A 26459-nucleotide genomic window follows, 5' to 3' on the forward strand; every position below is an offset into this window, starting at 1 on the left:
GACCGGGCGGTCAAACGCCGATGAAACCCTGACGCGAGCGGCCCGCAAGCCCCGGGAACAGTGACGCGGCCCGTACACCGCCCCTGCCTGCGGGGGAGTACGGGCCGCGGCGCCGCCCGCCACTACTGGGCGGTAGGCGCTTGTGCCTCAATTCACACAGTCTGGGCGGTGAGGCTCTGGCGCCGCTCCATCGCCTGGCCGAAGAGCCGGCCGGCCCGGTACGACGAACGGACCAGCGGGCCCGACATCACACCGGAGTAGCCGATCTGCTCGGCCTCCTCCTTCAGCTCCACGAACTCGTGCGGCTTCACCCAGCGCTCGACCGGGTGGTGGCGCACCGAGGGGCGCAGATACTGGGTGATCGTGATCAGCTCGCAGCCCGCCTCGTGCAGCTGGCGCAGCGCCTCGCTGACCTCCGCGCGCTCCTCGCCCATCCCCAGGATCAGATTGGACTTGGTGACGAGCCCCGCCTCACGGGCGCGGGTGATCACTTCGAGCGAGCGGTCGTAACGGAAACCGGGGCGAATCCGCTTGAAGATCCGGGGCACGGTCTCGACATTGTGCGCGAGGACCTCCGGGCGGGACGAGAAGACCTCGGCCAGCTGCTCGGGGACCGCGTTGAAGTCCGGTATCAGCAGCTCGACCTTGGTGTGGCCGCCCTCGCGCTCCGCCGTCATCGCGTGGATCTGCCGCACGGTCTCCGCGTACAGCCACGCCCCGCCGTCCTCCAGGTCGTCGCGGGCGACGCCGGTGATGGTGGCGTAGTTCAGGTCCATGGTGACGACCGACTCGCCGACCCGGCGGGGCTCGTCCAGGTCCAGGGCCTGCGGCTTGCCCGTGTCGATCTGGCAGAAGTCACAGCGCCGGGTGCACTGGTCACCGCCGATGAGGAAGGTCGCCTCGCGGTCCTCCCAGCACTCGTAGATGTTCGGACAGCCCGCCTCCTGGCACACCGTGTGCAGCCCCTCGCTCTTCACGAGCGCCTGCATCTTGGTGTACTCGGGGCCCATCTTCGCCCGGGTCTTGATCCACTCCGGCTTACGCTCGATGGGGGTCTGGGCGTTCCGGACCTCCAGGCGCAGCATCTTGCGTCCGTCGGGTGCGACAGCGGACACGTCGGCGCCCCTTTCTGCTATCGCGGCATTCGATTCTGCGGCGCACACCAGGGTACGCCCGTCAATTGTTCGGCTCTACGTCCGGCCAACCCCGGCTCGCCGGGGTGCATTCCCCGGCCGGGTACGGCGGGCGGTGAGGCCGGTGAGCCGCCCGGAGTCCGGGGCGCGCTACACGGCCGCGCCCACGGTCCTCGGCCGGAGATCGGCGCCCTCCAGCACCTCCCGCAGCCGCCGCTCCACCACGGGCAGCACCTCGGCGATGGTGATCTCGCGGCCCACCTCGCCCGCGAGGGACGCCACCCCCGCGTCCCGGATGCCGCACGGCACGATCCGGTCGAACCAGGTGTTGTCCGGGTTCACGTTCAGGGCGAAGCCGTGCATGGAGACGCCCTTGGCGATACGGATGCCGATGGCGGCCAGCTTGCGGTCCTCGCGGCGCTGGCCGGCGTTGGAGGGGGCGTACTCGGGGCCGTTCAGCCGGGGGTCGAACTCGTCGTCCTGGAGCCGGGGGTCGAAGTCCAGTTCGAGACCGCCGGCCGACGGGCGGTCCGCCACCGGGTCGCCCAGCACCCAGACACCGCTGCGGCCCTCGATCCTGCTGGTCTCCAGGCCGAAGTCCGCGCAGGTGCGGATCAGGGCGTCCTCCAGCCTGCGGACGTGCGCGATCACATCGACCGGGCGCGGCAGCTTCAGGATCGGGTATCCCACCAGCTGGCCCGGGCCGTGCCAGGTGATCTTGCCCCCGCGGTCCACATCGATGACCGGCGTGCCGTCCAGGGGGCGCTCGCTGTCCTCGGTGCGCCGCCCGGCCGTGTAGACCGGGGGGTGCTCCAGCAGCAGACAGGTGTCCGGGACCTCGTCGGCGAAGCGGGCGGCGTGGACCTCGCGCTGCTTCTGCCACGCCTCCTGGTACTCGACGGCTTCCCCGCCGAAGCCCAGCCGGACGAACCGCAGCTCACTCACGGCACTGCCTCCCTAGAACCCTCACTCCGCGGCGGCACTTCCCGCGCCCCAGCCACTGTACGGCGGTGGGGGCGGGCACGGCCGGGAGGGAGGGGCGCTCCCGGTGGCGGGGCCCCGGGGCGTCAGTCCCGGGCCGGTACCGGCCCTGATCCTCACACGATCGGATGAATGTGCGGCCAATGTGGCGGTGTGCAGGGCAAAGGCCGCTAAATTCGCGCCGTTCCATGAGGGCTGCGACTGGCCCGGAAGGCAGGAGACCGCACAGCTGATGACGGAACGACCCTCGCAGCGCATCCCCAACCGCCAGCTTGCCGCACTGATCCAGGAAGCCGGATTCTCCAATGCGGGCCTCGCCCGCCGAGTCGATCAGCTCGGACTTGAACACGGTCTCGACCTCCGCTACGACAAGACCTCCGTGACCCGCTGGCTGCGCGGGCAGCAGCCGCGCGGCACCACCCCGGCGCTGATCGCCGAGGTCTTCACCCGGCGGCTCGGGCGCCGGCTCTCCGCCCAGGATCTCGGGCTCGACGCCTGTGCGCCCGTCTACGCGGGCCTGGAGTTCGCCGCGACCCCCGAGGAGGCCGTGGACATCGTCAGCGGCCTCTGGCGCAAGGACTCCGGCAGCCACGCGGAGCTGCGCAAGATCGCCTTCACCCCGGCGGGTCTGGTGGTGCCCAGCCGGGACTGGCTGATCGGCCGCGCCGACGAACGGGTGGGGCGGGCGCCGGAGCAGCCCTCCGGACGGGTGCCCGCGCAGGGCGGCCCCGGGGTGCCCCGGCAGCGGGCCGTCGCCGAGCGGGGGACGGACCGGGGGCCCGGGCAGCGGGTCTCCAGCGGGGACATCGCGGCGCTGCGGTCGGTGGGGGAGCTGTTCCGCACCCTCGACCACGCCTACGGCGGGGGGCACGCCCGGCAGGCCCTGGTGCGCTATCTGGAGCACGAGGCGGAGCCGATGCTGCGCGGGTCGTACGGGGAGGTCACCGGGCGCAGGCTCTTCGCGGCGGTCGCCGATCTGACCAGGCTGGTCGGCTGGACCTCGTACGACATCGCCGCCCATGGGCTCGCCCAGCGCTACTTCGTCCAGGCGCTGCGGCTCGCGCAGGCGGCGGGGGACCGCGCGTACGGGTCCTATGTGCTGGTGACCATGGCCCGCCAGGCGGTCTACCTCGGCCACGGCCGGGAGGCGGTCCAGCTCACCCGGGTCGCCCAGCAGGGGGTGGGGCCGACCGCCCCGCCGGTGGTGCAGGCGCTGCTGCACGCGGTGGAGGCGCGCGGGCACGGCGTGCTGGGGGACGCGCGGGCGTGTACGGCGTGTCTGGTGCGGGCGGAACGGGCGCTGGGGGCGGCGCGGCCGGGGGACGAGGTGCCGTACTGGGCGAGGTTCTTCGACGAGGCGCAGATGGCGGACGAGTTCGGGCACTGCTACCGGGACCTCCAGCAGTACCGGCAGGCGGTGCAGCACGCGGAGCGCTCGCTCCAGCTGCGCCCCTCGGCGCTGGCGCGCAGCCGGCTGTTCTGCCGGGTGGTGCTGGCGTCGGCGCGGCTGGGGCTGGGGGAGCTGGATCAGGCGTGTGCGCTGGGGGCGGAGGCGGCGTTGCAGGCGGCGGAGATGAGGTCGGCGCGGGCGCTGGAGTATGTGCGGGACTTTGAGCGGAGGCTGGAGCCGTACCGCGAGGCGGCGGCGGTCCGGGGTTACCGCGACCGCGTCTCCGCGCTCGGCTGAATCCGCGCGCAGGGCCCCGCCCGGTGCGGCCCCGGGGTGGGCCTGTGCCACAGGGCCCCGCCCGGTGCGGCCCGGGTGCCCCCGTGCCGCAGGCCCCCGCACCCTGCGGGCCACGGTCGGGGGCCGGCCCCCGATCCCCCGCTCCTCAAACGCCGGAGGGGCTGGAAAACCCAGCCCGTCTGGGGGCACCTCCCAGAGGCAGCTCCGGGGCAGCTTGAGGACGGACCCTGTGCCACGGGTGGCCCGAGCAAACCCAGCCCGTCCGGCGTTTGAGGACGGACCCTGTGCCGCAGGCCCCCGCACCCTGCGGGCCACGGTCGGGGGCCAGCCCCCGAACCCCCGCTCCTCAAACGCCGGAGGGGCTGAGAGGTGCTGCCCAAACGCTGGAGGGGCTGAGGGGTGCTGCCCAAAAGCCGGAGGGGCTGGGGTGGTGCGGGTCGGGCGTCGGAGGGGATGGACGTGTGCCTCGGGTCGGCCGGTCGGCCGTGTCAGGCCGCTGAGGGCAGTGGGTGGATCTCCCGGGGGCGGAGGGAGAAATCGTGGAGCACCGCCGTCGCCGCGCGTTGCGCGGAGAGGAGGGCTCCCTGGACCGTGCTGGTGGCACGGTGGTCCCCGCAGACGTAGAGCCCCGAGAGCACCCGCACCGGGCGGTGCACGTCGTACGGCGGCTCCATCGCCGGGACGGCGCACGGGTCGTGGTGCGCCGCCAGCAGCTCCCACTCCTCCGTCGGCACCCCGTACACCCTCCCCAACTGCCCCCGCACTTCCTCCTCCAGCCCCGCCCGAGCCGCCCCCAGCACCGTGCTCGATATCAGCACCCGCCCGCCCGGCGCCCGAGCCGCGTCCACCTCGCTCACCACGGCGGTGTGCGCCACCGGCCCCGTCCCGTCCGCGTCGAGCACCAGCGAGGCCCCCGTGGGCGGCGCCTGAGGGGCCGTGTGGTGCACCACCGTCACCGGGTGGAACCTCGGCACCCGCAGCCCCGGCAGCAGCTCCGCCGCCTCCCGCGCGCCCGTCGCCAGCACCACGGCCCGGCACGAGAGCGGGCCGTACTCCTCCGTGGTGACCCGGTTGACCGCGATGTCCCCGACCCGTACCCCGGTGCGCACCGTGCCCTCCGGCAGCGTCGCGGCCAGCCGCTCCGGCAGCGAGGCCACCCCGCCCCCGGGCAGACACAGCCGGCCCCGGGCGAACCCCCGCAGCGCCAGATCCGCGCACCGGCTGGAGGTCGTCAGCCCCGGGTCGCACAGCAGCGCCGACAGCAGCGGGCGCAGCACACCCAGCGCGGTGCGCGGCGGCAGCCCCCGGGCGAGCAGCGCCTCGGCGGCGGACCGTTCGGGGCGGGCCATCAGCCGCTCCACGGAGGTCCCCGCGAGACGCGCGAGGGAGGCGCTGAACCGGGCCTCGTCCAGCGGCCGGGGGGCGCTTGCCAGGGCGCGCGCGACGGTCAGTGCGCCCCTCGCGCTTCCGGGTTCGCCGGGCCGCCGCACGGTCTCCCCGGAGCGCTGGAGCCGCCCTCCGCTGTGCAGGAGCACCCCCGGGGCGAACGGGCGCAGCGCCACATCCCCGAGCGCCGCCACCCGCACCAGTTCGCTGTACGCGGTGGAGAGGAGCTGCCCGGACCGGTCGAGCCGGAACCCGTCCATCTCCTCGGTGGACATTCTGCCGCCCGGTCGGGGGGCGGCCTCCAGAACACTGACGCTGACTCCTGCCCTGGTCAGCCGGTGGGCCGCCGTGAGCCCGGCGATCCCGGCCCCGACGATGATGACGTCCGCATGGTCCGCAGTGTGAGCGGTGCTGATGAGCACGTGCCCCTCCCCGAGGTCGGCGCGGCGCTGCCGGGAGGGTCATGCCCCCGGCCGGCGCCCGGAAAGCGGAGTTCGCACCGAGGGTAGGGAGCGGTGGCCGGACTTCGACGCGCGCACGGAGCGGGTCACCGTTGCGCGGGGGCGCGCGCCCGCCGGTCCCGCCCGGGTGCCCCGCCCCGCCCCCGCCCGCCGCGCCCGCCCGGCGGCCCCGCGCACCCCGCTCAGGCCGGGGCGAGCGCCGCCGCGATGGCCTCGTCGATGGTCGGACAGGCGAAGACGAACCCCGACTCCAGCAGCTTCGCCGGCACCGCCCGCGTACTCCCCAGGACCTCGCTCGCCATCTCCCCGAGCGCCACCCGCAGCGCCGGGGACGGCACGGCGAAGAGGGTGGGCCGGTGCAGCGCCCGCCCCATCGCGGCGGTGACCTCGCGGTTGGTCGCCGGGTTGGGGGCCACGCAGTTGACCGGGCCGGAGAGCGACTCCGTGTCCAGGATGTGCCGCAGCGCCGCCACCTCGTCCCGCAGGGCGACAAAGCTCCAGTACTGCCGGCCGTCGCCGAGCCGGCCGCCCAGGCCCGCCCTGAAGAGCGGGAACATCCGCGCCCACGCGCCGCCCTTCCGCGACACCACCAGGCCCGTACGGGCGAACGCGGTGCGGATGCCCGCCTCCTCGGCCGGTGCGGCGGCCTCCTCCCACTCCACGCCCACATTCGGCAGAAAACCGTCCCCGGGGGGCGCGCTCTCGTCCACCGTCCGGTCCCCGGTGTCGCCGTAGTACCCGATCGCGCTGCCGCTCAGGAACACGCGCGGCGGGGTGTCCAGCGCGGTGAGCGCCTCGGCCAGGGCCGCCGTCCCCAGCACCCTGCTGTCCCGGATCTCCTTGCGGTACTCATCGGTCCAGCGCCGGTCCCCGATCCCCGCCCCGGCGAGATTCACCACGGCGTCGCACCCCGCCAGTCCCGCCGTGTCCACCCACTGCCGGTGCGGGTCCCACTCCACCTCACCGATGCCGCGCGGCGCCCTGCGCACGAGGCGCACCACTTCGTGCCCGTCCGAGCGCAGTGAGCGCCCCAGAGCCGTACCGATGAGTCCGGAGGAGCCGGTGATCGCGATCCGCATGAAACCATCCTGCCCCCCGCCCACCCCATGACACAGTTGCCCCATGGACGAGTCGCACATACGCCACGGCCGCCCCGACGACGAAGCGGCCCTCGCCCGCCTGGACCGCGAGACCTGGTCGACCCTGCACGCGGTGACGGAGTGCCCGGCGCCGGACGCGCCGTTCTTCGGGGACCGCCGGGTGCCCGCCGACTATCTCGTCGCCGAGGGGCCCGACGGCGCGATCCTCGGCTACACCCGGGTCTCCCCGCCGACCCCGCTCGCCTGCAATCAGCACGTACGCCAGATCCAGGGCCTCGCGGTCGCCGGCGAGGCGCGCGGGCGCGGCATCGCCCGGGCGCTGCTCCGGGCCGCCTGCGCCGAGGCGCGCCGTCAGGGAGCGGTCCGGATCACCCTGCGGGTCCTCGGGCACAACACCCCCGCGCGGAGGCTGTACGAGTCCGAGGGCTTCGCCGTCGAAGGGGTGCTGCCGGGCGAGTTCCGGCTCGCCGGGCGGTATGTGGACGATGTCTTCATGGGGCGCGCCCTGGAGTAGGGGCGGACCGTGACGCCGCCGTCCCGCGCGGGCTCCCGCGCGCCGCGCCGCGCGGGGTCTCAGCCGCGTCCGAAGCGCTCCCACAGACGGGGGAACCGGCTCGCCGCCGCCGTCTCGTCCTCGAAGTCGAAGGGAGTGCCCAGCGGCTCCGCCGGCTGTGGAGTGATCCCCAGATCCGGTGCCACCACACCGGTGAGCTGCTCGTACGCCTCGTCCGCCGCATAGCCCAGCTCCTCTCCGTCCCCGTCGATGTCCTCGTCGAAGTCGTCGAGCAGCTCCGCGAGCGCGTCCGGGTCGTGCACCGCGCCCTCGAAGACCTCCCGGCCCTGCCCGATCAGCCAGCAGCGGAAGTAGTCGAAGACGTCATCGCTCGCCCCGTCCAGCAGTACGGCCGCCGCGCCCCACAGATCCCAGGTGTACGCGCGGTTGTAGCGGGCCTCGAAGTGGCGGGCGAAGTCCAGCACGGAGTCGGGGTCGAGCTGCATCAGCCGCTCGACCAGCAGATCGGCATGGTCCTCGGGATCGCCCTCGGCGGCCTCGCGGGTGGTGTCCACGATCTCCCAGAACTCCGTCTCGTCCATCACGGGTCCAGCATCGTGGCTGGAGGGTGGCCGCGCACGCGGAGCCGCCGAATTGCCGGTTCCCGGGCCGGAAGAGAGTGTCGCGGGAATGCCGGACAGAAGATGTCGGGTATCCGTGCGACGGTCGTTCCATGACGACAGCACAGACCCCCCTCGCGGGGACGGTGGCCCTGGTCGCGGGCGCCACCCGGGGCGCGGGCCGCGCCATCGCCGTCCAGCTCGGCGCCCTCGGCGCGACCGTGTACGTCACGGGACGCACCACCCGTGCCCAGGTCAGCGAGATGAAGCGGACGACGGAGACGATCGAGGAGACCGCCGAGCTGGTCGACGCGGCGGGCGGCCGGGGTATCGCCGTGCGCACCGACCATCTGGACGCCGGACAGGTGCGGGAGCTGGTGGCGCGGGTCGACCGCGACCACGGGCGGCTCGACATCCTGGTGAACGACGTCTGGGGCGGAAACCAGTACCTCGATTTCGACACCCGGATGTGGGACGTCGATCTCGACCGCGGACTGCGGATGATCGACCTCGGCACCAGAAGCCACATCATCACCAGCAGCATCGCCCTTCCCCTGCTGGTCCGCCGGAGCGGCGGACTGGTCGTCGAGGTCACCGACGGCACCGCCAGGACCAACCGGGACTTCCGGGAGAACTTCTACTACGACCTCGCCAAGAACACCCCGATCCGCGTCGCGTATCTCCTCGGCGAGGAGCTGAAGGGCGTCGGTGGCACCGCGGTCGCGGTCACCCCGGGGTTCATCCGCTCCGAGGAGATGCTCGACGCCTTCGGCCTCACCGAGGAGAACTGGCGCGACGGGACCGGCGAGCACCCGCACTGGGCGCTCTCCGAGTCCCCCGGCTATCTGGGCCGGGGGGTCGCCGCGCTCGCCGCCGACCCCGGGCGGCACCGCTGGAACGGGCAGTCCCTGGACAGCGGGCAGCTCGCCCGGGAGTACGGGCTCACGGACACCGACGGCAGCCGGCCCGACGTCTGGGGGTACATCCTCGCGGAGAAGGCCGGGGGGAGCCCTTCCCTGGAGGAGTACCGCTAGGCCCCGGGCGCGGCGGGGGAGACAGGCGCGTCCGGGGCGTCCGGGGCGTCCGGGGCGCGGTCGTGGTCGTTGTCGTCGCGGTCGCGGTCGCGGTCGCGGTCGCGGTCGCGGTCGTCGCCGTCGCCGTCGCCGTAGAGGAGCGCCGTGCGCTCCGCCGCCCGGGCGAACCGCTCCCGCAGCTCCGGCGGCGCCAGCACCTCCAGCTCGGGCCCCAGCGCCAGCAACTGCTCGAACGCCACATCGTGGGACTCCACCGGCAGCGTCACCGTCAGGCGCCCCGAGGCGTCCGGGGCGCCCGCCTCCGCCAGCGCGCGGCGGGTCGCCACCCGGTCCGTGAGATACGGCAGCCTGCGCGCGCCCTCCTCCGTCACCCGGACCAGCGCCTCCGACCGGAGCAGGGACCGCGCGAACTGCGCCGCCCGCTCCTCCCAGAAGCCCGGCAGATCGAACTCCTCGTCCCGCTCGAACGGCTCGTCCGGCTCGGCCGAGGAGAAGCGGTCCAGCCGGTACACCCGGTGGCCGCCGCCCGAACGGGCGCACAGATACCAGACCCCCGCCTTCAGCACGAGCCCGTACGGCTCCAGCTCCAGCTCGCGCCCCGCGTCCGCGTGCCGGCCCCGGTAGACCGCCCGGAGCCGGCGGTCCTCCCACACCGCCTCCGCGACCGGCGCCAGCAGCGGCGGGGTCTCCGGTTCCTGGTACCAGCCGGGGGCGTCCAGATGGAAGCGCTGCGCCGCGCTGCGCGGGGCGTCGCTGAGCGAGGGCAGCAGCGCCGCCGAGACCTTCAGCCGGGCGGCGGAGGCCGCGTCCTCCAGGCCCATCTCCCGGAGCGCGCCCGGCAGCCCCGAGAGGAAGAGGGCCTCGGCCTCGCTGCGGCCCAGGCCCGTCAGCCGGGTGCGGTAGCCGCCGATCAGCCGGTACCCCCCGGTCCTGCCCCGGTCCGCGTAGACCGGCACCCCGGCCTCCGAGAGGGCCAGCGCGTCCCGGGTCACGGTCCGCTCCGAGACCTCCAGCTCCCGGGCGAGCTCGGCCCCGGTCATGGAGGGCCGGGCCTGGAGGAGGAGCACCATCTTGATCAGCCGGGCAGCGCGCATGCCTCCATCATGACCGCCCCCGGGGAGCGCCCTCAGGCCAGCCGCTCCTGGAGCTCCGTCACCCAGCCCTCACGGTCGCCGGGGCATTCGAGGGTCACCTCCCGGGCGTATCCCACCGCCCGGTGGCCGCCCGCGTCGAGCCAGCGGGCCAGGGTCTGGGCCGTGGCCAGCACGGTCTCCATCGAGCCCCGGTGCACGATCGTCGCGGCGCGCTCGACGGCCGGGAGGTCCACGACCGCGAAGTCCGGGCCGTCGCGCCGCTCCACCGAGGGCGGCACCGCGACCGCCGCGTGGACCAGGACGGCGCCCCCGCCCTCGGGCGCCGCCTCGTAGTGGGCGATACCGGGCCCGGCCGGCACCACCCCCGCCGCCCTCAGCCGGCCGAACAGCTCGTCGTACAGCGGTCCGATGACCGGCCCGATCTCCTCGGGCTGGAAGCCGGGTGCCACGGCCGTCAGCTCGGCCACCCGCACGGCCGGGACGCTCTTCACGATGACGTCGTCGACGGGCATGCGCCCCTCGCTCTCGATCGACCGGAGTCTCGCCTCGACCTGGCCCAGCCTGGCCGCCGAGGCGGCCATCGCCTCCTCCAGCTCGGCCCGCCGCAGCACGAGCATCCCGCGCAGCTCCTCCGTACCCACCCGCTCCTCCAGAATCCGCCGCACCTGTTCCAGGGTGAAGCCGAGATCCTTCAGGGCGATGATCCGGTTGAGCCGGGCGAGCTGGGCCGCCGCGTAGTAGCGGTAGCCGCTGAACGGGTCGGTGTGGTCGGGGCGCAGCAGCCCGATGGCGTCGTAGTGGCGCAGCATGCGGGCCGACACCCGGCCGTGCCGGGCGAAATCTCCGATGGTGAACATGGTGTCCCTCAGTACGGGGCCTCACACGGTGTCAAGGTCAACCGTCTCCGGCCGGGGGTTCCCGGAAGGCCGGCCCCCGCGCGGCCCGGACGGGGTGCCCCGGACAGCGGAACACCCCGGGCGGCCAGGAACAGCCAACCCGGGGTGCGGGAAACACAGCGAGCCGTCAGAGGCCGTAGCGCTCCCGTGCCTCCTTCACCGCGGAGGCCGGGATCTCGCCCCGCCGCGCCAGCTGGGCCAGGGCCGCGACCGTGATCGACTGCGCGTCGACACCGAAGTGGCGGCGGGCCGCCTCCCGGGTGTCCGAGAGACCGAAACCGTCCGTGCCGAGCGAGGACCAGTCCTGCTCCACCCACTGGCTGATCTGGTCCGGAACCTGGCGCATCCAGTCGCTGACCGCGAGCACCGGGCCCGGGGCGCCCTCCAGCACCTTGCGGACGTACGGGGTGCGCTCCTCGCCGCGCAGCAGCGCGGCGTCGCACTCCAGCGCGTCCCGGCGCAGCTCGCCCCAGGAGGTCGCCGACCAGACATCGGCCGTGACACCCCACTCGTCGGCGAGGACGCGCTGGGCCTCCAGGGCCCAGTGGATCGCCGTGCCGGAGCCGAGCAGCTGAATCCTGGGCGCGTCGGCGGACGCCGGGGTGCCCTCCTTGAAGCGGTACAGACCCCGGACGACGCCCTCCTCGACGCCCTCGGGCATCGCGGGCTGCGGCTTGGGCTCGTTGTAGACGGTGAGGTAGTAGAAGACGTCCTCGGCGTCCGGACCGTACATCCGGCGCAGACCGTCCTTGACGATCACCGCGATCTCGTACGCGAAGGCCGGGTCGTAGTTGAGCGAGGCCGGGTTCGTGGACGCGATCAGATGCGAGTGGCCGTCCGCGTGCTGGAGGCCCTCGCCCGTCAGGGTCGTGCGGCCGGCGGTGGCGCCGACGATGAAGCCCTTGCCGAGCTGGTCGGCGAGCTGCCACATCTGGTCGCCGGTGCGCTGCCAGCCGAACATCGAGTAGAAGATGTAGAACGGGATCATCGTCTCGCCGTGCGTCGCGTACGACGTGGCGGCGGCGATGAAGTCGGCCATGGCGCCGGCCTCGGTGATCCCCTCGTTGAGGATCTGGCCGTCCTTGGCCTCCTTGTAGTACATCAGCTGGTCGCGGTCGACCGGCTCGTACGTCTGGCCCATCGGGGAGTAGATGCCCGCCGAGGGGAAGAGCGACTCCATGCCGAAGGTGCGGGCCTCGTCGGGGACGATCGGGACCCAGCGCCTGCCGGTCTCCTTGTCCCGCATCAGGTCCTTCACCAGCCGGACGAAGGCCATGGTGGTGGCCATCTCCTGCTTGCCGGAGCCCTTCTCCAGGGCCTTGAAGGCACGCTCCTCGGGCGCGGGCAGCGCGGTGGCGATCACCCGGCGGGCCGGGGCGGGGCCGCCGAGGGCGGCGCGGCGCTCCTGGAGGTAGCGGACCTCGGGGGAGTCGGCGCCCGGGTGGCCGTACGGCACCAGGCCGTCCTCGAAGGCGCTGTCCGGGATCGGGAGCCCGAGCAGCTCGCGCATGCCCTTGAACTCGTCGATCGACAGCTTCTTCATCTGGTGGTTGGCGTTCTTCGACTCGAAGCCCTTGCCGAGGGTGTAGCCCTTCACCGTCTGCGCGAGGACCACGGTCGGCGCGCCCTGGTGGGCCAGCGCCGCGCGGTAGGCCGCGTACACCTTGCGGGCCTCGTGGCCGCCGCGCGAGGTGTAGAAGCACTCGGCGATCTTCGCGTCGGGGAGCAGCTTCGCCAGCTCGGCGAGGGCCGGCTCGGCGCCGAAGAAGTGCTCGCGGATGTACGCGACATCGCGGGTGGCGTACGTCTGGAACTGGGCGTCCGGGACCGCGCGCAGCCGGCGGACCAGCGCGCCCGTGGTGTCGAGCTGGAACAGCTCGTCCCAGGCGGAGCCCCAGAGCGTCTTGACGACATTCCAGCCGGCGCCCCGGAACTGGGCCTCCAGCTCCTGCACCACCCGGAAGTTGGCGCGGACCGGGCCGTCGAGCCGCTGGAGGTTGCAGTTGATGACGAAGGTCAGATTGTCGAGCCGCTCGCGCGCGGCGAGCGCGAGTGCCGCCGTCGACTCGGGCTCGTCCATCTCGCCGTCGCCGAGGAAGGCCCAGACGTGCGACTGCGAGGTGTCCTTGATGCCGCGGTTGTGCAGATAGCGGTTGAAGCGCGCCTGGTAGATCGCGGAGAGCGGGCCGAGGCCCATGGAGACGGTGGGGAACTCCCACAGCCAGGGCAGCCGGCGCGGATGCGGGTACGAGGGCAGCCCGGCGCCGCCCGCCTCCTGGCGGAAGTTGTCGAGCTGCGCCTCGCTGACGCGGCCGTCGAGGAAGGCGCGGGCGTAGATGCCGGGGGAGGCGTGGCCCTGTATGTAGAGCTGGTCGCCGCTGCCGTCCGCCTCCTTGCCCCGGAAGAAGTGGTTGAAGCCGGTCTCGTAGAGCCAGGCCGCGGAGGCGAAGGTGGCGATGTGGCCGCCGACGCCGAACCGGGCGCCGCGCGTCACCATGGCGGCGGCGTTCCAGCGGTTCCACGCGGTGATCCGCGCCTCCATCTCCTCGTCGCCGTCGAGCGCGGGCTCGGCGGCGGTGGGGATGGTGTTGACGTAGTCGGTCTCCAGCAGGCGGGGCACGGGGACTCCGGCGGCTTCCGCGTGCTGGAGGGTGCGGCGCATCAGATACGCGGCGCGGTGCGGGCCGGCGTGCTGGGCGACGGCATCGAGGGAGGCCGCCCACTCGGCGGTCTCCTCGGTGTCGCGGTCCGGGAGCTGGTCGAGCTCGCTCGGAAGCTTGGCTACGGGGTCGGACATGTCGCCGCCTTCCGGACTGGAGGGGGTGGGGTGGAGAAAGATCGGGGGGCCGTGTCCGGCAGGACAGGGCGACGGGTGGGTGAACCCGAAACTGACTGTAAGCCGCTGATCGATGATCGATCAAAGTATTCGGAGGTAAAAGTTCTCCGGAGAGCGAAATTGGCATTCCGTGCCCCGAAAGGGGGCACCCGGTGCCGCTCGGATGCGCTGGTCAGTGGGCGTGTGAGCGGGTGTGCGAGCGGGCGGGGGCGGCCTCGCGGGCGGCCGGGCGAGGGGTCCCGGGCCGCGCCCGGGGGGCTTCGAGTGACCTCGGCAGGGGCGGTGAGGACCGTACGGGGCGGGGCCGTACGAACGGTCAGAGGGCGGGCCGGGCGGGCGGTCGCCGGGGGCGGGGTGGTCAGGGGCGGGGGGCGCAGCCCAGGACATGGGCCTTGACCAGGGGGCCGATGGCCGGGTCACGGCGCTGGAACGCCTCGACGAGCGCCTGGTGCTCCTCCGCGTACGACTGCTGCACCGTCCCCAGCCAGCGGATCGACAGCGCGGTGAAGACCTCGATGCCCAGCCCCTCCCAGGTGTGCAGCAGCACCGCGTTGTCCGCCGCGCGCACCAGCTCGCGGTGGAAGCCGACGGTGTGGCGCACCTGGCCGGCCGAGTCGCCCGCGCGGTCCGCCGCGTACAGCGCCGTCACATGCGGCTCCAGGGCCGAGCAGTCATCGGCCAGCCGGCCGGCCGCCAGCTCGGCGGCGATCTGCTCCAGCCCCGCCCGTACGGGGTAGCTCTCCTCCAGGTCCGCCGCGGTCAGGTTCCGCACCCGTACGCCCTTGTTCGGCGCGGACTCGATCAGCCGCAGGCTCTCCAGCTCCCGCAGCGCCTCACGGACGGGGGTCTGGGAGACCTGGAGCTCGGTGGCGATGCCCCGCTCCACGATTCTCTCCCCCGGCTTCCAGCGCCCGCTGACGATCCCCTCCACGATGTGGGCGCGGATCTGCTCCCGCAGCGATTGGACGACGGGCGGGGTCATGTGGGGGCTCCTTCAGGGCGGGTACAGCCCACCGATTATCCCCTTCCGGGGGGCGGGCCGGGCGAACGCGAGACGCCCCGCCCGGGGTTTCCCGGGCGGGGCGTCCGCTCACATCATGTGCTGCGGGCCTAGAGGCCCAGCTCCACCTCGAACTCGCCTGCTTCGAGGATCGCCTTGACCGTGGTCAGGTAGCGGGCGGCGTCGGCGCCGTCCACCAGACGGTGGTCGTAGGAGAGCGACAGGTACGTCATGTCACGGACGCCGATGACGGTGCCCTCGGCGGTCTCGATGACCGCCGGACGCTTGACCGTGGCACCGATGCCCAGGATGGCGGCCTGGTTCGGCGGCACGATGACCGTGTCGAACAGCGCACCGCGCGAACCGGTGTTGCTGACCGTGAAGGTCGCGCCCGCGAGGTCGTCGGGGCGGATCTTGTTGGAGCGCACGGCCCCGGCCAGCTCGGCGGTCTTCTTGGCGATGCCGGCGAGGTTCAGATCGCCCGCGCCCTTGATGACCGGCGTCATCAGACCCTTCTCGGAGTCCACGGCGATGCCGATGTTCTCCGAGTCGAAGTACGTGATGGTGCCCTCGTCCTCGTTGATCCGGGCGTTGACGATCGGGTGCGCCTTCAGCGCCTGCGCCGCGGCCTTCACGAAGAACGGCATCGGGGAGAGCTTGACGCCCTCACGGGCGGCGAAGCCGTCCTTGGCCTGGGCGCGCAGCCTCATCAGCTTGGTGATGTCGACCTCGACGACCGTGGTCAGCTGGGCCTGGCCGTGGAGCGCCTTCATCATGTTGTCGCCGATGAGCTTGCGCATCCGGGTCATCTTCACCGTCTGGCCGCGCAGCGGGGAGACCTCCAGGGAGGGCGCCTTCGCGGCGGCGGCCGGGGCGGCGGCGGCCGGAGCGGCCGGTGCCTGCGCGGCGGCCCTGGCGGCCTCCGCGGCGGTGATGACGTCCTGCTTGCGGATGCGGCCACCGACGCCGGTGCCCTTGACCGAGGACAGGTCGACGCTGTTCTCGGCGGCGAGCTTGCGGACCAGCGGGGTGACATAGGCGTCACCGCCGCCGGAGGCCGGGGCGGCCGGAGCCTGCGCGGCGGGCGCCGGAGCCGGAGCCGGAGCGGGCGCCTGCGCGGGGGCCGGGGCGGCCGGGGCCTCCTGCGCGACCTGGGTCGGAGCCGGAGCCGGAGCCGGAGCCTCGGCCTTGGCCGGAGCGGGGGCCGGAGCCTCCTCCTTGGCGGGAGCCTCGGGAGCGGCGGCCGGGGCGGGCGCCTCGGCCCGGGCGGGGGCCTCCTCCTCGGCCGGCGCCGGAGCGGGCTCGGCCGGGGCGGCGGGAGCGGCCGGAGCCGAGCCCGGAGCACCGATCACGGCCAGCTTCGCGCCGACCTCGGCGGTCTCGTCCTCGCCGACCACGATCTCCAGCAGCACACCGGCGACCGGGGCGGGGATCTCGGTGTCGACCTTGTCGGTGGAGACCTCCAGCAGTGGCTCGTCGGCCTCGACCGACTCACCGACCTCCTTCAGCCAGCGGGTGACGGTGCCCTCGGTGACGCTCTCGCCGAGCGCCGGGAGGACCACGTCCGTGCCGCTCGCGCCACCGGCGGGAGCGGCGGGAGCCTCGGACTGGACCGGGGCCGGCTCGGTGGGCGCCTCGGCGGCCGGAGCGGCCTCCTCGGCGGCGGGAGCGGCCGGAGCGGGCTCCTCCGCCGGGGCGGGGGCCGCGGGGGCCTGTGCCTCCTCGGCGGCGGGGGCCGAGGACGCCTCGGACGCGCCCGAGCCGTCGTCGATGATGGCCAGCTCGGCACCGACCTCGACCGTCTCGTCCTCGGCGACCTTGATGGAGGCCAGCACGCCGGAGGCCGGGGCGGGGATCTCGGTGTCGACCTTGTCGGTGGAGACCTCCAGCAGCGGCTCGTCGGCCTCGACGCGCTCGCCCTCGGCCTTCAGCCAGCGGGTGACAGTGCCCTCCGTGACGCTCTCACCGAGCGCCGGAAGGGTTACGGAAACCGACATGGTTTCAGTTGCTCCTAACGATGGGGTCCCCGCTCAAGCGAAGCGCGAGCAGAGGAGAAGTGCGGAAGTGGTCGGGGCGCCCGAGGGGCTCAGTCATGGGCGTGCAGAGGCTTGCCCGCGAGGGCCAGGTGGGCCTCGCCGAGTGCCTCGTTCTGGGTCGGGTGCGCGTGGATGAGCTGCGCGACCTCGGCCGGCAGAGCCTCCCAGTTGTAAATGAGCTGCGCCTCGCCGATCTGCTCGCCCATCCGGTCACCGACCATGTGGACGCCGACCACGGCACCGTCCTTGACCTGGACGAGCTTGATCTCGCCCTGGGTCTTGAGGATCTTGCTCTTGCCGTTGCCGCCGAGGTTGTACTTCAGGACGACGACCTTGTCCGCACCGTAGACCTCCTTGGCCTTCGCCTCGGTGATGCCGACGGACGCGACCTCCGGGTGGCAGTAGGTCACCCGGGGGACACCGTCGTAGTCGACCGGGACGGTGTTCAGACCCGCGAGGCGCTCTGCCACCAGGATGCCCTCCGCGAAGCCGACGTGCGCGAGCTGGAGCGTGGGCACCAGGTCGCCGACGGCGGAGATCGTGGGGACATTGGTCCGCATGTACTCGTCGACCAGGACATAGCCGCGGTCCATCGCGACGCCCTGCTCCTCGTAGCCGAGACCGGCGGAGACCGGGCCGCGGCCCACGGCGACCAGCAGCACCTCGGCCTCGAAGGTCTTGCCGTCGGCGAGGGTGACGCGGACGCCGTCCTGGGTGTACTCGGCCTTCTCGAAGAAGGTGCCCAGGTTGAACTTGATGCCGCGCTTGCGGAAGGCGCGCTCAAGAAGCTTGGAGCTGTTCTCGTCCTCCACCGGGACCAGGTGCTTCAGCCCCTCGATCACGGTGACCTCGGCACCGAAGGACTTCCACGCGGAGGCGAACTCGACACCGATCACGCCGCCGCCCAGCACGATCGCGGACTTCGGTACGCGGTCGAGGCGCAGCGCGTGGTCGGAGGAGATGACGCGGTTGCCGTCGATCTCCAGGCCCGGCAGCGACTTCGGTACGGAGCCGGTGGCGAGCAGAAGGTGACGGCCCTGGACCCGCTGGCCGTTGACATCGACGGAGGTGGGGGAGGACAGCCGGCCCTCGCCCTCGATCACGGTGATCTTGCGGGAGGCGATCAGGCCCTGGAGGCCCTTGTACAGCCCCGCGATCACATCGTCCTTGTACTTGTGCACGGCTGCGACATCGATGCCCTCGAAGGTCGCCCGGACACCGAACTGCTCCGACTCGCGAGCCTGGTCGGCGATCTCGCCGGCGTGCAGCAGAGCCTTGGTGGGGATGCAGCCGTAGTGCAGGCAGGTACCGCCGACCTTGTCCTTCTCGATCAGGGCGACGTCCAGGCCCAGCTGGGCTCCGCGCAGCGCCGCAGCGTAACCGCCGCTACCGCCGCCGAGGATCACTAGGTCGAAAACGGTGCTGGCGTCGTTCGCCACGTCACGTCCTCCATGCATGTGCGCCGGGCGCCGGGCTCCCCTCACCCGGGGGGAACCGGCCGTTCGGCTGGTGTGCGGCCGATGTCTCGTCGGCCCTCTGGTGGGGCCCTGTCCTGCCGAGGACCCATCTTCGCACTTGTTGCGGAAAGACGGGACGCGGGGCCGGTCTCCGCGGGCGTCTGATCCGTCACCCCCGGGGCTCCGTGCCCGGGAAACGTCCCGGAGCGCCGCCCGATTCCGCCGCCGGACCCGTTTCGTCGACAGCGAACGGACCCGGCGGCGCGCCCGGGCGAGGGCCCCGGACCAGGGTACGAGCACGGGCTCCGGGCCAGGGGTACGAGCACGGGCTCCGGGCCAGGGGTACGAGCCCGGGTCCCGGGCAGGAGCCGGGAGCACGCCCCCGTACTCCCGCTCCCGGGCACGGGTGCGGCCCCGGTCCGCGGGACCGGGGCCGCACTGCCGAGCCGTCGTGCCGCCGGGCCGTGGCCGACGGGCCGCGACGCGGAGGGCGGGGCTCAGCCCAGCTCGCCGTCCGCGATCCGCTCCGCCAGCCGCACCAGGGTGCGGACCGAGGAGCCGGTGCCGCCCTTGGGCGTGTAGCCGTACGGCGCGCTCTCGTGGTACGCCGGTCCCGCGATGTCCAGGTGGGCCCAGGTGATGCCCTCACCCACGAACTCCTGGAGGAAGAGGCCCGCCACCAGGCCGCCGCCCATCCGCTCGCCCATGTTCGCCAGGTCGGCGGTGGGGGAGTCCATGCCCTTGCGCAGCTCGGGCGGGAGCGGCATCGGCCAGGACTGCTCGCCGACCTCCTCGGCCGTCTCGTGGACGGCCGTGCGGAAGGCGTCGTCGTTGGACATGACACCGAAGGTGCGGTTGCCCAGCGCCAGCATCATCGCGCCGGTGAGGGTGGCGACGTCCACGATCGCGTCCGGCTTCTCCTCGGACGCCTTCCACAGCGCGTCCGCGAGCACGAGCCGGCCCTCGGCGTCGGTGTTGAGGACCTCGACCGTCTTGCCGCTGTACATCCGCAGCACGTCGCCGGGGCGGGTGGCCGAACCGGAGGGCATGTTCTCGGCGAGCGCCAGCCAGCCGGTGACATTGACCGCGAGCCCCAGCCGCGCGGAGGCGATGACGGCGGCGAAGACGGCCGCCGCACCGCTCATGTCGCACTTCATGGTCTCGTTGTGGCCGGCCGGCTTGAGCGAGATGCCGCCCGAGTCGTAGGTGATGCCCTTGCCCACCAGGGCGAGCGTCTTGGCGTCCTTGCCGGCGGTGTAGCTGAGCTTCACCAGGCGCGGCGGGTTCTGCGAGCCCTGGCCGACGCCGACGATGCCGCCGAAGCCGCCCTTGACGAGCGCCTTCTCGTCGAGGATCTGCACCTTGACGCCGTGCTCCTTGGCCGCGCCCGCGGCCAGCGCGGTGAACGTCTCGGGGGTGAGGTCGTTCGGCGGCATGTTGATCAGGTCGCGGGCGCGGTTCAGCTCCTCGGAGACCGCGATGGCGCGCTCGGCGGCGGCCTTGTACGCCTTGTCGCGCGGCTTGGCGCCCAGCAGGGCGACCTCGGCGAGCGGCAGCTTGGGCCCGCCGCTCTTCGCGCTCTTCTTGTCGCCGCCCTGGTAGGCGGTGAAGGAGTACGCCCCCAGAAGGGCGCCCTCGGCGATGGCCTGGGCGTCCTCCGCGGCCTCGATCGGCAGCGCGAAGGCGGCCTTCTTGGAACCGTTGAGCACCCGGGCCGCGGTGCCCGCGGCGCGGCGCAGGGTCTCGGCGCCGTAGGTCTCGTCCTTGCCCGGTACGGTCCCGAGGCCGACGGCCAGGACCACCGGCGACTTGATGCCGGCCGGCGAGGGAAGCTTGGTCACCTCGCCCTCGGAGCCGGTGGCCCCGAGGGTTTCGAGTACGGCGGCGAGCTTTCCGCCGAACGCCTTGTCCACGGCCTCCGCGCCCGGCGTGACCACCGGGCCCTTGGCGCCCTTCGCGACCCCGACGACAAGGGCGTCGGCGCGCAGCGTCGCAGCGCCGGCAGTGCTGAGAGTGAGAGCAGTCACGGTGGTGAAATCTCGCTTCCGTTGAGTTCCAAGGCCTTTGGGGGCCGTTGAGGGGATAGGTCGACACCCCGCCCGGCAAAAGCGTACGCGCGGTCACCTTCGCTGCTCACGGCGGCGGTGGTGCCGGTGCGCGGCACTTCGGCTGTACGGGGGTTCAGGAGCGCGCGCCGGTGCGCGGGTGCCCGGCCGGTCACCCGAGGACCAGCGCGATCAGAGTGACGGTCGCCGCCGTCTCCGCGACGCCGCCGAAGACATCGCCGGTGACCCCGCCGAAGCGGCGGACGCAGTGCCCCAACAGGGCCTGTGCGGCGAGGAGTCCGGCCAGGACCGCGAGGGCCTGGTGGGCGGCGCCCCAGCCGCCGAGGAGGGCGCCCGCGCCCGCGCAGCCGGCGGTGACCGCGGCCGCCGCCGCCAGCGCGAGCGGTACGGGAACGGTCCCCGCGACCGCGGCGCCCAGGCCCTGCGGCCGGGCCGCGGGGACCCCGGCGCGGGAGGCGAGGGTGAGGGCGAGCCGGGCGGTGACGCCGGAGACCACGGCCGCCACCGCGCCGTGCGCCCAGCTCTCGCCGTACAGTTCGGCGACGGCCGCGACCTGCGCGAGCAGGACGAACAGCAGGGTGATCACCCCGAAGGGGCCGATGTCCGACTGCTTCATGATCCGCAGGGCGTCCTCGGCGGGTCTGGCGCTGCCCAGTCCGTCGGCGGTGTCGGCAAGACCGTCCAGATGCAGCCCCCGGGTCAGCGCGGCGGGGACGGCGACGGTCGCCGCGGCCGCGAGGGCGGGACCGGCCCCGAGCAGGGTGAGCAGCCCGCCCGCGCCCGCCGCGAACAGACCCACCACCAGCCCCGCCAGCGGGGCGCAGAGCATCCCGGCGCGGGCCGCGTCCCGGTCCCAGCGGGTGACCCGGACGGGCAGGGCGGTGAGGGTGCCGAAGGCGAAACGTATACCGGTCACCCGCCGAAGCGTAGCCCGCTCCTCCTCTCCCACAAGCGGTAAATTGCGCATACCGCTCGAAGGGGAGCAATCCAAGGGGAGCACCGCATATGGGCCGCTGGTTCCACGACAACATCATCGAGCCGGGGAAGCTGCCCATGCTGCTCGCGCTCGGCTCCTTCGTGCTCACCTTTCTGATCACCCGCACCATCACCCGGCTGATCCGGGCCGGCCGAGGGCCGTTCCGCGACCTCAGCAGCTCCGGCGGGACCCATATCCACCATGTGGTGCCCGGTGTGGTGCTCATGGTGGTCGGCGGCTTCGGCGCGGTCGGCAGCGGACGGTACGGGGTGACCGCCGCCGTCTGCGCGGTCGTCTTCGGGGTCGGGGCGGGGCTGGTGCTCGACGAGTTCGCCCTGATCGTCCATGTCGACGACGTCTACTGGACCGAGCAGGGGCGGCAGAGCGTGGAGGTCGTCGTCCTCGCCACCGCGCTCGCCCTGCTGGTGATCAGCGGGTTCTCGCCGCTCGACGTGGACTCCCTCAGCCCGGGGGAGCGCCAGGACCGGGTCACCTTCGTCGGCACCCTGGTGCTGAACTTCCTCCTCGTGCTGATCACCCTGCTCAAGGGGAAGCCCCGGCTGGCGCTCATCGGCACCCTCGTCCCCTTCGTCGCCGTCCTCGGCGCGCTGCGGCTGGCCCGCCCCGCCTCGCCCTGGGCCCGGCGCTGCTACCGCGACCGGCCGAGGGCCCGCGCCCGGGCGGCCCTGCGCTCCTACCGCCACGACCGCCGCTGGGACGGCCCGCGCCGCAGATTCCAGGACCTGATCGGCGGCACCCCCGGCCCGCCGCCACTTCCCCCGCCCGGCCCGCCTCCCGGTCCGCCGCCCGGTCCCGGTCCCGGTCCCGGTCCCGGTTCCGCGCGGAAGGAGCCCTAGGGTTCCCGGCGGCCCTCCAGATGTCTGCGGTGCAGCCACTTCGGCAGCCCCGGGGCCTCCAGGAAGCCCTCCGCGCGCCCCGCCGCGATCCCGATGCGCAGCAGATCGGCGCTCTTCTCGAAGAGCAGGAACCGGGGCTCCCAGATCGGCCGGTACTTGGCGTTGGCCCGGTACAGCGACTCGATCTGCCACCAGCGGGAGAAGAAGGTCAGCAGCGAGCGCCAGAGCCGCAGCACCGGCCCCGCGCCCAGCCGTGAGCCGCGCTCGAAGACCGAGCGGAACATCGCGAAGTTCAGCGACACCTGGGTGATCCCGAGCGCCTTCGCCCGCTGGAGCAGCTCGATCACCATGAACTCCATCAGACCGTTCCCGGAGTCCCGGTCGCGCCGCATCAGATCGAGCGAGAGGCCCTCCGGGCCCCAGGGCACAAAGCTCAGCACCGCCCGCAACCCGCCCTCGGCGTCGGTGCACTCCAGCATCACGCAGCGGCCGTCGCCGGGGTCGCCGAGCCGCCCCAGCGCCATGGAGAAGCCGCGCTCGGTGGCCCCGTCGCGCCAGTCGTCGGCGCGCCGCAGCAGCACCTCCATCTCCTCGGCCGGGATCTCCTCGTGGCGCCGGACGCGCACCTCGTACCCGGCGCGCCGGACCCGGTTGTACGCCTGCCGGACGGTGCGCATGGCCCGCCCCTCCAGGGTGAAGTCGGCGGTCTCCACGATCGCCTCGTCGCCCAGTTCCAGCGCGTCGAGACCGTGCCGGGCGTAGACCGTCCCCGCCTCCTCGCCCGCGCCCATCACGGCGGGAATCCAGCCGTGCCGGCGCGCCTCGCCGAGCCAGGGCTCGATCGCGCCGGGCCACGCCTCCGGGTCGCCGATCGGATCGCCCGATGCCAGGCTCACTCCGCCCACGACCCGGAAGACGACCGCGGCCTTGCCGGTGGGGGACCACACCACGCTCTTCTCCCGGCGCAGCGCGAAGTAGCCCAGCGAGTCGCGCTCGCCGTGCCGGTCGAGCAGGGCGCGCAGCCGCTCCTCGTCCTCCTCGGTGAGCGGGTCGACGGCCCGGCGCGAGCGGAAGGCCGCGTACAGCACCGCCAGCACCAGCACGGTGGAGGCGGCGTTGATGACGACATCGACCCAGCCGGGGGTGGCGATGCCCGGGAAGTGCCGGTCGTCGGCGGCGAGCGAGACCAGCCGCATCACCCCGTACCGCCAGCGCTCCAGGAAGGTGGAGCCGCTGGTGGCGGTGTTGGTGGCGGTCACCAGCAGGGCCGCGAGGAGCGAGGTGGCCAGCAGCCCGAGGACGGCGACGGCGGCGGCGAGGAGGGGGTTGGAGCGGTCCCCCACCGCGTAGAACTCCCGCCGGCCCAGCAGCAGCGCCAGTACGAAGGCGGCGGTGAGGGCGAGCGAGACCCAGTTCTGAGGGCGCGCCCGGAACTGCGGCTCGACGGCCACGGCGAGGACGAAGACCGCCAGGACCAGCCCGCCGAGGACCAGATTGAGAATCCAGGCGGCCCGCTTGCGGCGGCGCATGGTGATCGCCAGGAAGAGGGTGAAGACCCCGGACGCGAACCCCGCGGTCAGCAGATACGGGGTGAAGAGGGCGTCCTCGTTGTGGCGGCGGACATCCTGCCCGAACGAGACCCAGACGGCGCTGAGGATGTTGAGGAACGCGACCGCCCGCAGATACCAGACGGCGAAGGCCGCCCCGCGCCGGGAGGCGGTGCCCCCGCCCGGGGCGGAACCGGAGCCGCCGGTACTGCCGGTACCGCCGGCGCTGTCGGCACTGCTGGACAAGCGGACCTCTCCCATGAAGAGCGTTGAACGCGAGGAATGCCGCGCGTGCTGCGAAACAGGGCATCGCTCGCCAGGGGAGGCGAGGGTACGGCCACCACCCGGTGCCGGGACCGTACCCGCGCGTCCGTCAGTCCGTGTCGCTCCCCGCCCGCTCCGGGACCACCGGGGTGGCCCCCGGAGTCTCCTCCCGGGCGGTCCCCGCCGCCGGAGCCGGACGCTCCGGCAGCTCGGCGGCGAGCGCCGCCGCGGCCTGGACGAGGGGGAGTGCGAGCAATGCCCCGGTTCCTTCCCCCACAGTGACGCCGTGGTCGAGCAGCGGGTTGAGCGCCATCCGGTCCAGCGCCTTCGCCTGGGCCGGCTCCCCGCTCACCTGGCCCGCCAGCCACCAGTCCGGCGCCCGGAACGCCGCCCGCTGCGCGACCAGCGCGCACGCCGCCGAGACCACCCCGTCCAGGATCACCGGCATCCGGCGCACCGCGCTCTGGAGCAGGAACCCGGTCATGGCGGCCAGATCCGCGCCGCCCACCGCCGCCAGCAGCTCCAGCTGGTCGCCCAGGACCGGCCGGGCCCGCCGCAGCGCGTCCCTGACCGCCGCGCACTTGCGCATCCACGCCAGATCGTCGATGCCCGCGCCGCCGCGCCCGGTGACCACCGAGGCGTCCGTCCCGCAGAGCGCCGCGATCAGCACCGCGGCGGAGGTGGTCCCGCCGACGCTCAGATCGCCCAGGACCACCAGATCCGTGCCCGAGTCGGCCTCCTCGTCGGCGATGGCCATCCCGAGCCGGACCGCCCGCTCGGCCTCGTCCGCCGTCAGCGCGTCCTCGACATCGATCCGGCCGCTGCCGTGCCGCACCCGGTGGCGCGTGATCTCCCCGGGCAGCTCCCCGGGGTCGGACGCCAGACCGGCGTCCACCACCCGCAGCGGCACCCGGAACCGGCGGGCCAGCACCGCGACCGGGCTCGCGCCCTCCAGCACGGCCCGCACCAGCAGATGCGCCGAACCGGCCGGGCGGCCGGAGACATCCAGCGACGCCACCCCGTGGTCCCCGGCGAACAGCACCACACGGGGCTGCTCGATGGGCTTCACCGGCACCGCCGCGCGCGCGGCCGACAGCCACTCGCCCAGTTCGTCGAGGCGGCCGAGAGCACCGGGCGGGACGATCAGCCGCTCCCTGCGTTCCTCGGCGTCACGCCGGACACCGCTGTCGGGGCGCTCGATCAGATCGGAGAAGTCATCGAGATTCAGCCTGCTCATTCGCCGAACAGTACCGGGTGCGCGCCGGCTCAGTTCCGGAGCACCAGCGCCTGCCCGGCGACCACCAGCACCACCTGCTCGCACTCCGCCGCGAAGGCCGCGTTGAGCCGGCCCAGCTCATCGCGGAAACGCCGTCCCGACGCGGTCGCCGGGACCACGCCCGACCCCACCTCGTTGGTCACCGCGACGACGGTACGAGGGGTCCGCCGCACCGCGCCGACCAGCTCGGCCACCCGCTCCCGCAGCGCCCGCTCGCCCCCCTCGTACCAGGTCGCGTCCTCCCAGGCGCCCGCCCGGTCCATCGCGTCGGTCAGCCAGAGCGAGAGACAGTCGATCAGGAGCGGCGGGCCGTCATCGCCGAGCAGCGGCGCCAGGTCGCAGCTCTCGTCGGTACGCCAGGAGGCGGGCCGGCGCTCCCGGTGCAGCCGCACCCGGTCCGCCCACTCCGCGTCCCCCGCGCGCCGGCCGCCCGTGGCCACGTACAGCACATCGGGGAAGGTCTCCAGACGGCGCTCGGCCTCGACCGACTTCCCCGAGCGCGCGCCGCCGGTGACCAGGGTGCGGCGCGGGACGTCCGGTACGGCGTGGTACTCGCCGACGATCAGCGTCGTCCCGTCCGGCACGGCCCGCGCCCCGGCCGCGGAGAGCCTGCGCTCCAGCTCCGGGCCGCCCGGGACGTCGTGGTCCAGATGGACCGCGATGACATCGGTGGTCGCGCCGATGGCGCCGGCGGCGCGCAGCCGGGCGATGGCGTCCGGGCGGCCGGTCACATCGGCGACCACCATCTCGTACGCCGCGAGGCCCTCGGCGAGACCGGCCGGGGCGCCCCCCGGCGGGAGGTACAGCAGCCGGTCGCCCTCGGGGGAGGTCACCTCGTACCCCGTGCCCGGGTGGTCCATGGCCACGGCCCGCACCCGGTGGCCGCTGATCAGGGTCAGCACCCGCCCGTCGGGCACCCGGCCCGGCGCGGGGAGCCCCGCCGGGACATCGACGGCGGGGCCGTCGTGGGGGTGCGTCAACAGCACCTGCCGCACCCCCACGAGCGAGTGGCCGGCCCGCGCGGCGGCGAGCGCGGCCCCCGGGGTGAGGTCGAGCAGCAGCGCCCCGTCCACCAGCAGCGCGGTGGCGGCCCGCGCACGGGGACCGCGGGCGGCGGCACAGACGGCACAGGGGCAGTCGGGCCGGGGGAGGCCGGCGGGGGAGCCGGTGCCGAGCAGAGTCAGTTCCACCCCCTGATCCTCCCGCGTCGGCGCGAGCCGTGCGCGCCCGGCTACGCTGCGGGCAGGACAGAGATCACT

At 73.7% G+C, this 26459-nt stretch carries 20 protein-coding genes; 4 read left to right on the forward strand and 16 right to left on the reverse strand.

Annotated elements, in window-relative coordinates; all coding sequences use genetic code 11:
* Positions 1-152: 152 nt before the first annotated feature.
* Both ACWCRA_RS18085 and lipB read right to left on the reverse strand, forming a co-directional pair.
* The gene (locus ACWCRA_RS18085; protein ID WP_351552616.1) at positions 153-1115 is read right to left on the reverse strand and encodes a lipoyl synthase; all 963 of its coding nucleotides are present in this window, start codon (positions 1113-1115) and stop codon (positions 153-155) included.
* Between the two features lie 168 nt (positions 1116-1283).
* Complete coding sequence (gene lipB, locus ACWCRA_RS18090; protein WP_451068040.1) at positions 1284-2078, reverse strand: lipoyl(octanoyl) transferase LipB; 795 nt, start codon at positions 2076-2078, stop codon at positions 1284-1286.
* Positions 2079-2346: 268 nt separating this feature from the next.
* Between lipB and ACWCRA_RS18095 the strand changes: the two genes are divergently transcribed.
* On the forward strand, positions 2347-3801 hold the full coding sequence (locus tag ACWCRA_RS18095) for a regulator (RefSeq protein WP_351552610.1): 1455 nt from the start codon (positions 2347-2349) through the stop codon (positions 3799-3801).
* A 488-nt stretch (positions 3802-4289) separates the two neighbouring features.
* Here ACWCRA_RS18095 and ACWCRA_RS18100 read toward each other — a convergent pair whose 3' ends face one another.
* Complete coding sequence (locus ACWCRA_RS18100; protein WP_451068041.1) at positions 4290-5609, reverse strand: NAD(P)/FAD-dependent oxidoreductase; 1320 nt, start codon at positions 5607-5609, stop codon at positions 4290-4292.
* 221 nt (positions 5610-5830) lie between these two features.
* Entirely contained in the window at positions 5831-6727 is an 897-nt protein-coding gene (locus ACWCRA_RS18105; RefSeq protein WP_351552604.1) for a TIGR01777 family oxidoreductase, read from the reverse strand.
* 43 nt (positions 6728-6770) lie between these two features.
* On the opposite strand from ACWCRA_RS18105, the gene ACWCRA_RS18110 reads away from it, so the two are divergent.
* Positions 6771-7262, forward strand: coding sequence for a GNAT family N-acetyltransferase (locus tag ACWCRA_RS18110; protein WP_351552601.1), 492 nt, complete (start codon positions 6771-6773; stop codon positions 7260-7262).
* A 59-nt stretch (positions 7263-7321) separates the two neighbouring features.
* Here the strand turns inward: ACWCRA_RS18110 and ACWCRA_RS18115 are convergent, their stop codons facing one another.
* Positions 7322-7843 carry a DUF4240 domain-containing protein gene (locus tag ACWCRA_RS18115; RefSeq protein ID WP_351552643.1) on the reverse strand — a complete coding sequence of 174 codons (522 nt, stop codon included), beginning with the start codon at positions 7841-7843 and terminating at the stop codon, positions 7322-7324.
* A 131-nt stretch (positions 7844-7974) separates the two neighbouring features.
* Between ACWCRA_RS18115 and ACWCRA_RS18120 the strand changes: the two genes are divergently transcribed.
* The gene (locus ACWCRA_RS18120) at positions 7975-8895 is read left to right on the forward strand and encodes an SDR family oxidoreductase (RefSeq protein WP_451068042.1); all 921 of its coding nucleotides are present in this window, start codon (positions 7975-7977) and stop codon (positions 8893-8895) included.
* Here ACWCRA_RS18120 and ACWCRA_RS18125 read toward each other — a convergent pair.
* The 8 genes from ACWCRA_RS18125 to ACWCRA_RS18160 all read right to left on the reverse strand — a co-directional run bounded on the left by ACWCRA_RS18125 (position 8892) and on the right by ACWCRA_RS18160 (position 21247).
* A complete protein-coding gene (locus tag ACWCRA_RS18125; protein ID WP_451068043.1) occupies positions 8892-9989 on the reverse strand; it encodes a helix-turn-helix transcriptional regulator in 1098 nt (365 codons plus the stop codon). The two genes, ACWCRA_RS18120 and ACWCRA_RS18125, sit on opposite strands and share 4 nt — an antisense overlap.
* A gap of 32 nt (positions 9990-10021) precedes the next feature.
* Positions 10022-10846: a MerR family transcriptional regulator gene (locus ACWCRA_RS18130; protein ID WP_351552593.1), complete on the reverse strand. Its 825-nt coding sequence runs from the start codon at positions 10844-10846 to the stop codon at positions 10022-10024.
* Between the two features lie 166 nt (positions 10847-11012).
* Positions 11013-13682 carry a pyruvate dehydrogenase (acetyl-transferring), homodimeric type gene (gene aceE / locus ACWCRA_RS18135; RefSeq protein ID WP_351552590.1) on the reverse strand — a complete coding sequence of 890 codons (2670 nt, stop codon included), beginning with the start codon at positions 13680-13682 and terminating at the stop codon, positions 11013-11015.
* A gap of 397 nt (positions 13683-14079) precedes the next feature.
* Positions 14080-14703, reverse strand: coding sequence for a GntR family transcriptional regulator (locus ACWCRA_RS18140; protein ID WP_351552587.1), 624 nt, complete (start codon positions 14701-14703; stop codon positions 14080-14082).
* Positions 14704-14831: 128 nt separating this feature from the next.
* Positions 14832-16718 carry a 2-oxoglutarate dehydrogenase, E2 component, dihydrolipoamide succinyltransferase gene (gene sucB, locus ACWCRA_RS18145; protein WP_451068044.1) on the reverse strand — a complete coding sequence of 629 codons (1887 nt, stop codon included), beginning with the start codon at positions 16716-16718 and terminating at the stop codon, positions 14832-14834.
* 89 nt (positions 16719-16807) lie between these two features.
* On the reverse strand, positions 16808-18196 hold the full coding sequence (gene lpdA, locus ACWCRA_RS18150; protein ID WP_351552581.1) for a dihydrolipoyl dehydrogenase: 1389 nt from the start codon (positions 18194-18196) through the stop codon (positions 16808-16810).
* Positions 18197-18711: 515 nt separating this feature from the next.
* The gene (locus tag ACWCRA_RS18155) at positions 18712-20241 is read right to left on the reverse strand and encodes a leucyl aminopeptidase (protein ID WP_351552578.1); all 1530 of its coding nucleotides are present in this window, start codon (positions 20239-20241) and stop codon (positions 18712-18714) included.
* 190 nt (positions 20242-20431) lie between these two features.
* A complete protein-coding gene (locus ACWCRA_RS18160; RefSeq protein ID WP_351552575.1) occupies positions 20432-21247 on the reverse strand; it encodes an adenosylcobinamide-GDP ribazoletransferase in 816 nt (271 codons plus the stop codon).
* A gap of 38 nt (positions 21248-21285) precedes the next feature.
* Here ACWCRA_RS18160 and ACWCRA_RS18165 point away from each other — a divergent pair, with 38 nt between their 5' ends.
* Positions 21286-22113: a hypothetical protein gene (locus ACWCRA_RS18165; protein WP_451068045.1), complete on the forward strand. Its 828-nt coding sequence runs from the start codon at positions 21286-21288 to the stop codon at positions 22111-22113.
* Here the strand turns inward: ACWCRA_RS18165 and ACWCRA_RS18170 are convergent.
* The 3 genes from ACWCRA_RS18170 to ACWCRA_RS18180 form a co-directional block, all read right to left on the reverse strand.
* Complete coding sequence (locus ACWCRA_RS18170; RefSeq protein WP_451068046.1) at positions 22110-23921, reverse strand: phosphatidylglycerol lysyltransferase domain-containing protein; 1812 nt, start codon at positions 23919-23921, stop codon at positions 22110-22112. The two genes, ACWCRA_RS18165 and ACWCRA_RS18170, sit on opposite strands and share 4 nt — an antisense overlap.
* Before the next feature lie 112 nt (positions 23922-24033).
* Entirely contained in the window at positions 24034-25161 is a 1128-nt protein-coding gene (gene cobT / locus ACWCRA_RS18175) for a nicotinate-nucleotide--dimethylbenzimidazole phosphoribosyltransferase (RefSeq protein WP_351552569.1), read from the reverse strand.
* A 29-nt stretch (positions 25162-25190) separates the two neighbouring features.
* Positions 25191-26390: a bifunctional adenosylcobinamide kinase/adenosylcobinamide-phosphate guanylyltransferase gene (locus tag ACWCRA_RS18180; RefSeq protein ID WP_451068047.1), complete on the reverse strand. Its 1200-nt coding sequence runs from the start codon at positions 26388-26390 to the stop codon at positions 25191-25193.
* Positions 26391-26459 lie beyond the last annotated feature (69 nt).

The sequence above is a fragment of the Streptomyces sp. NPDC001889 genome, from assembly GCF_053594535.1.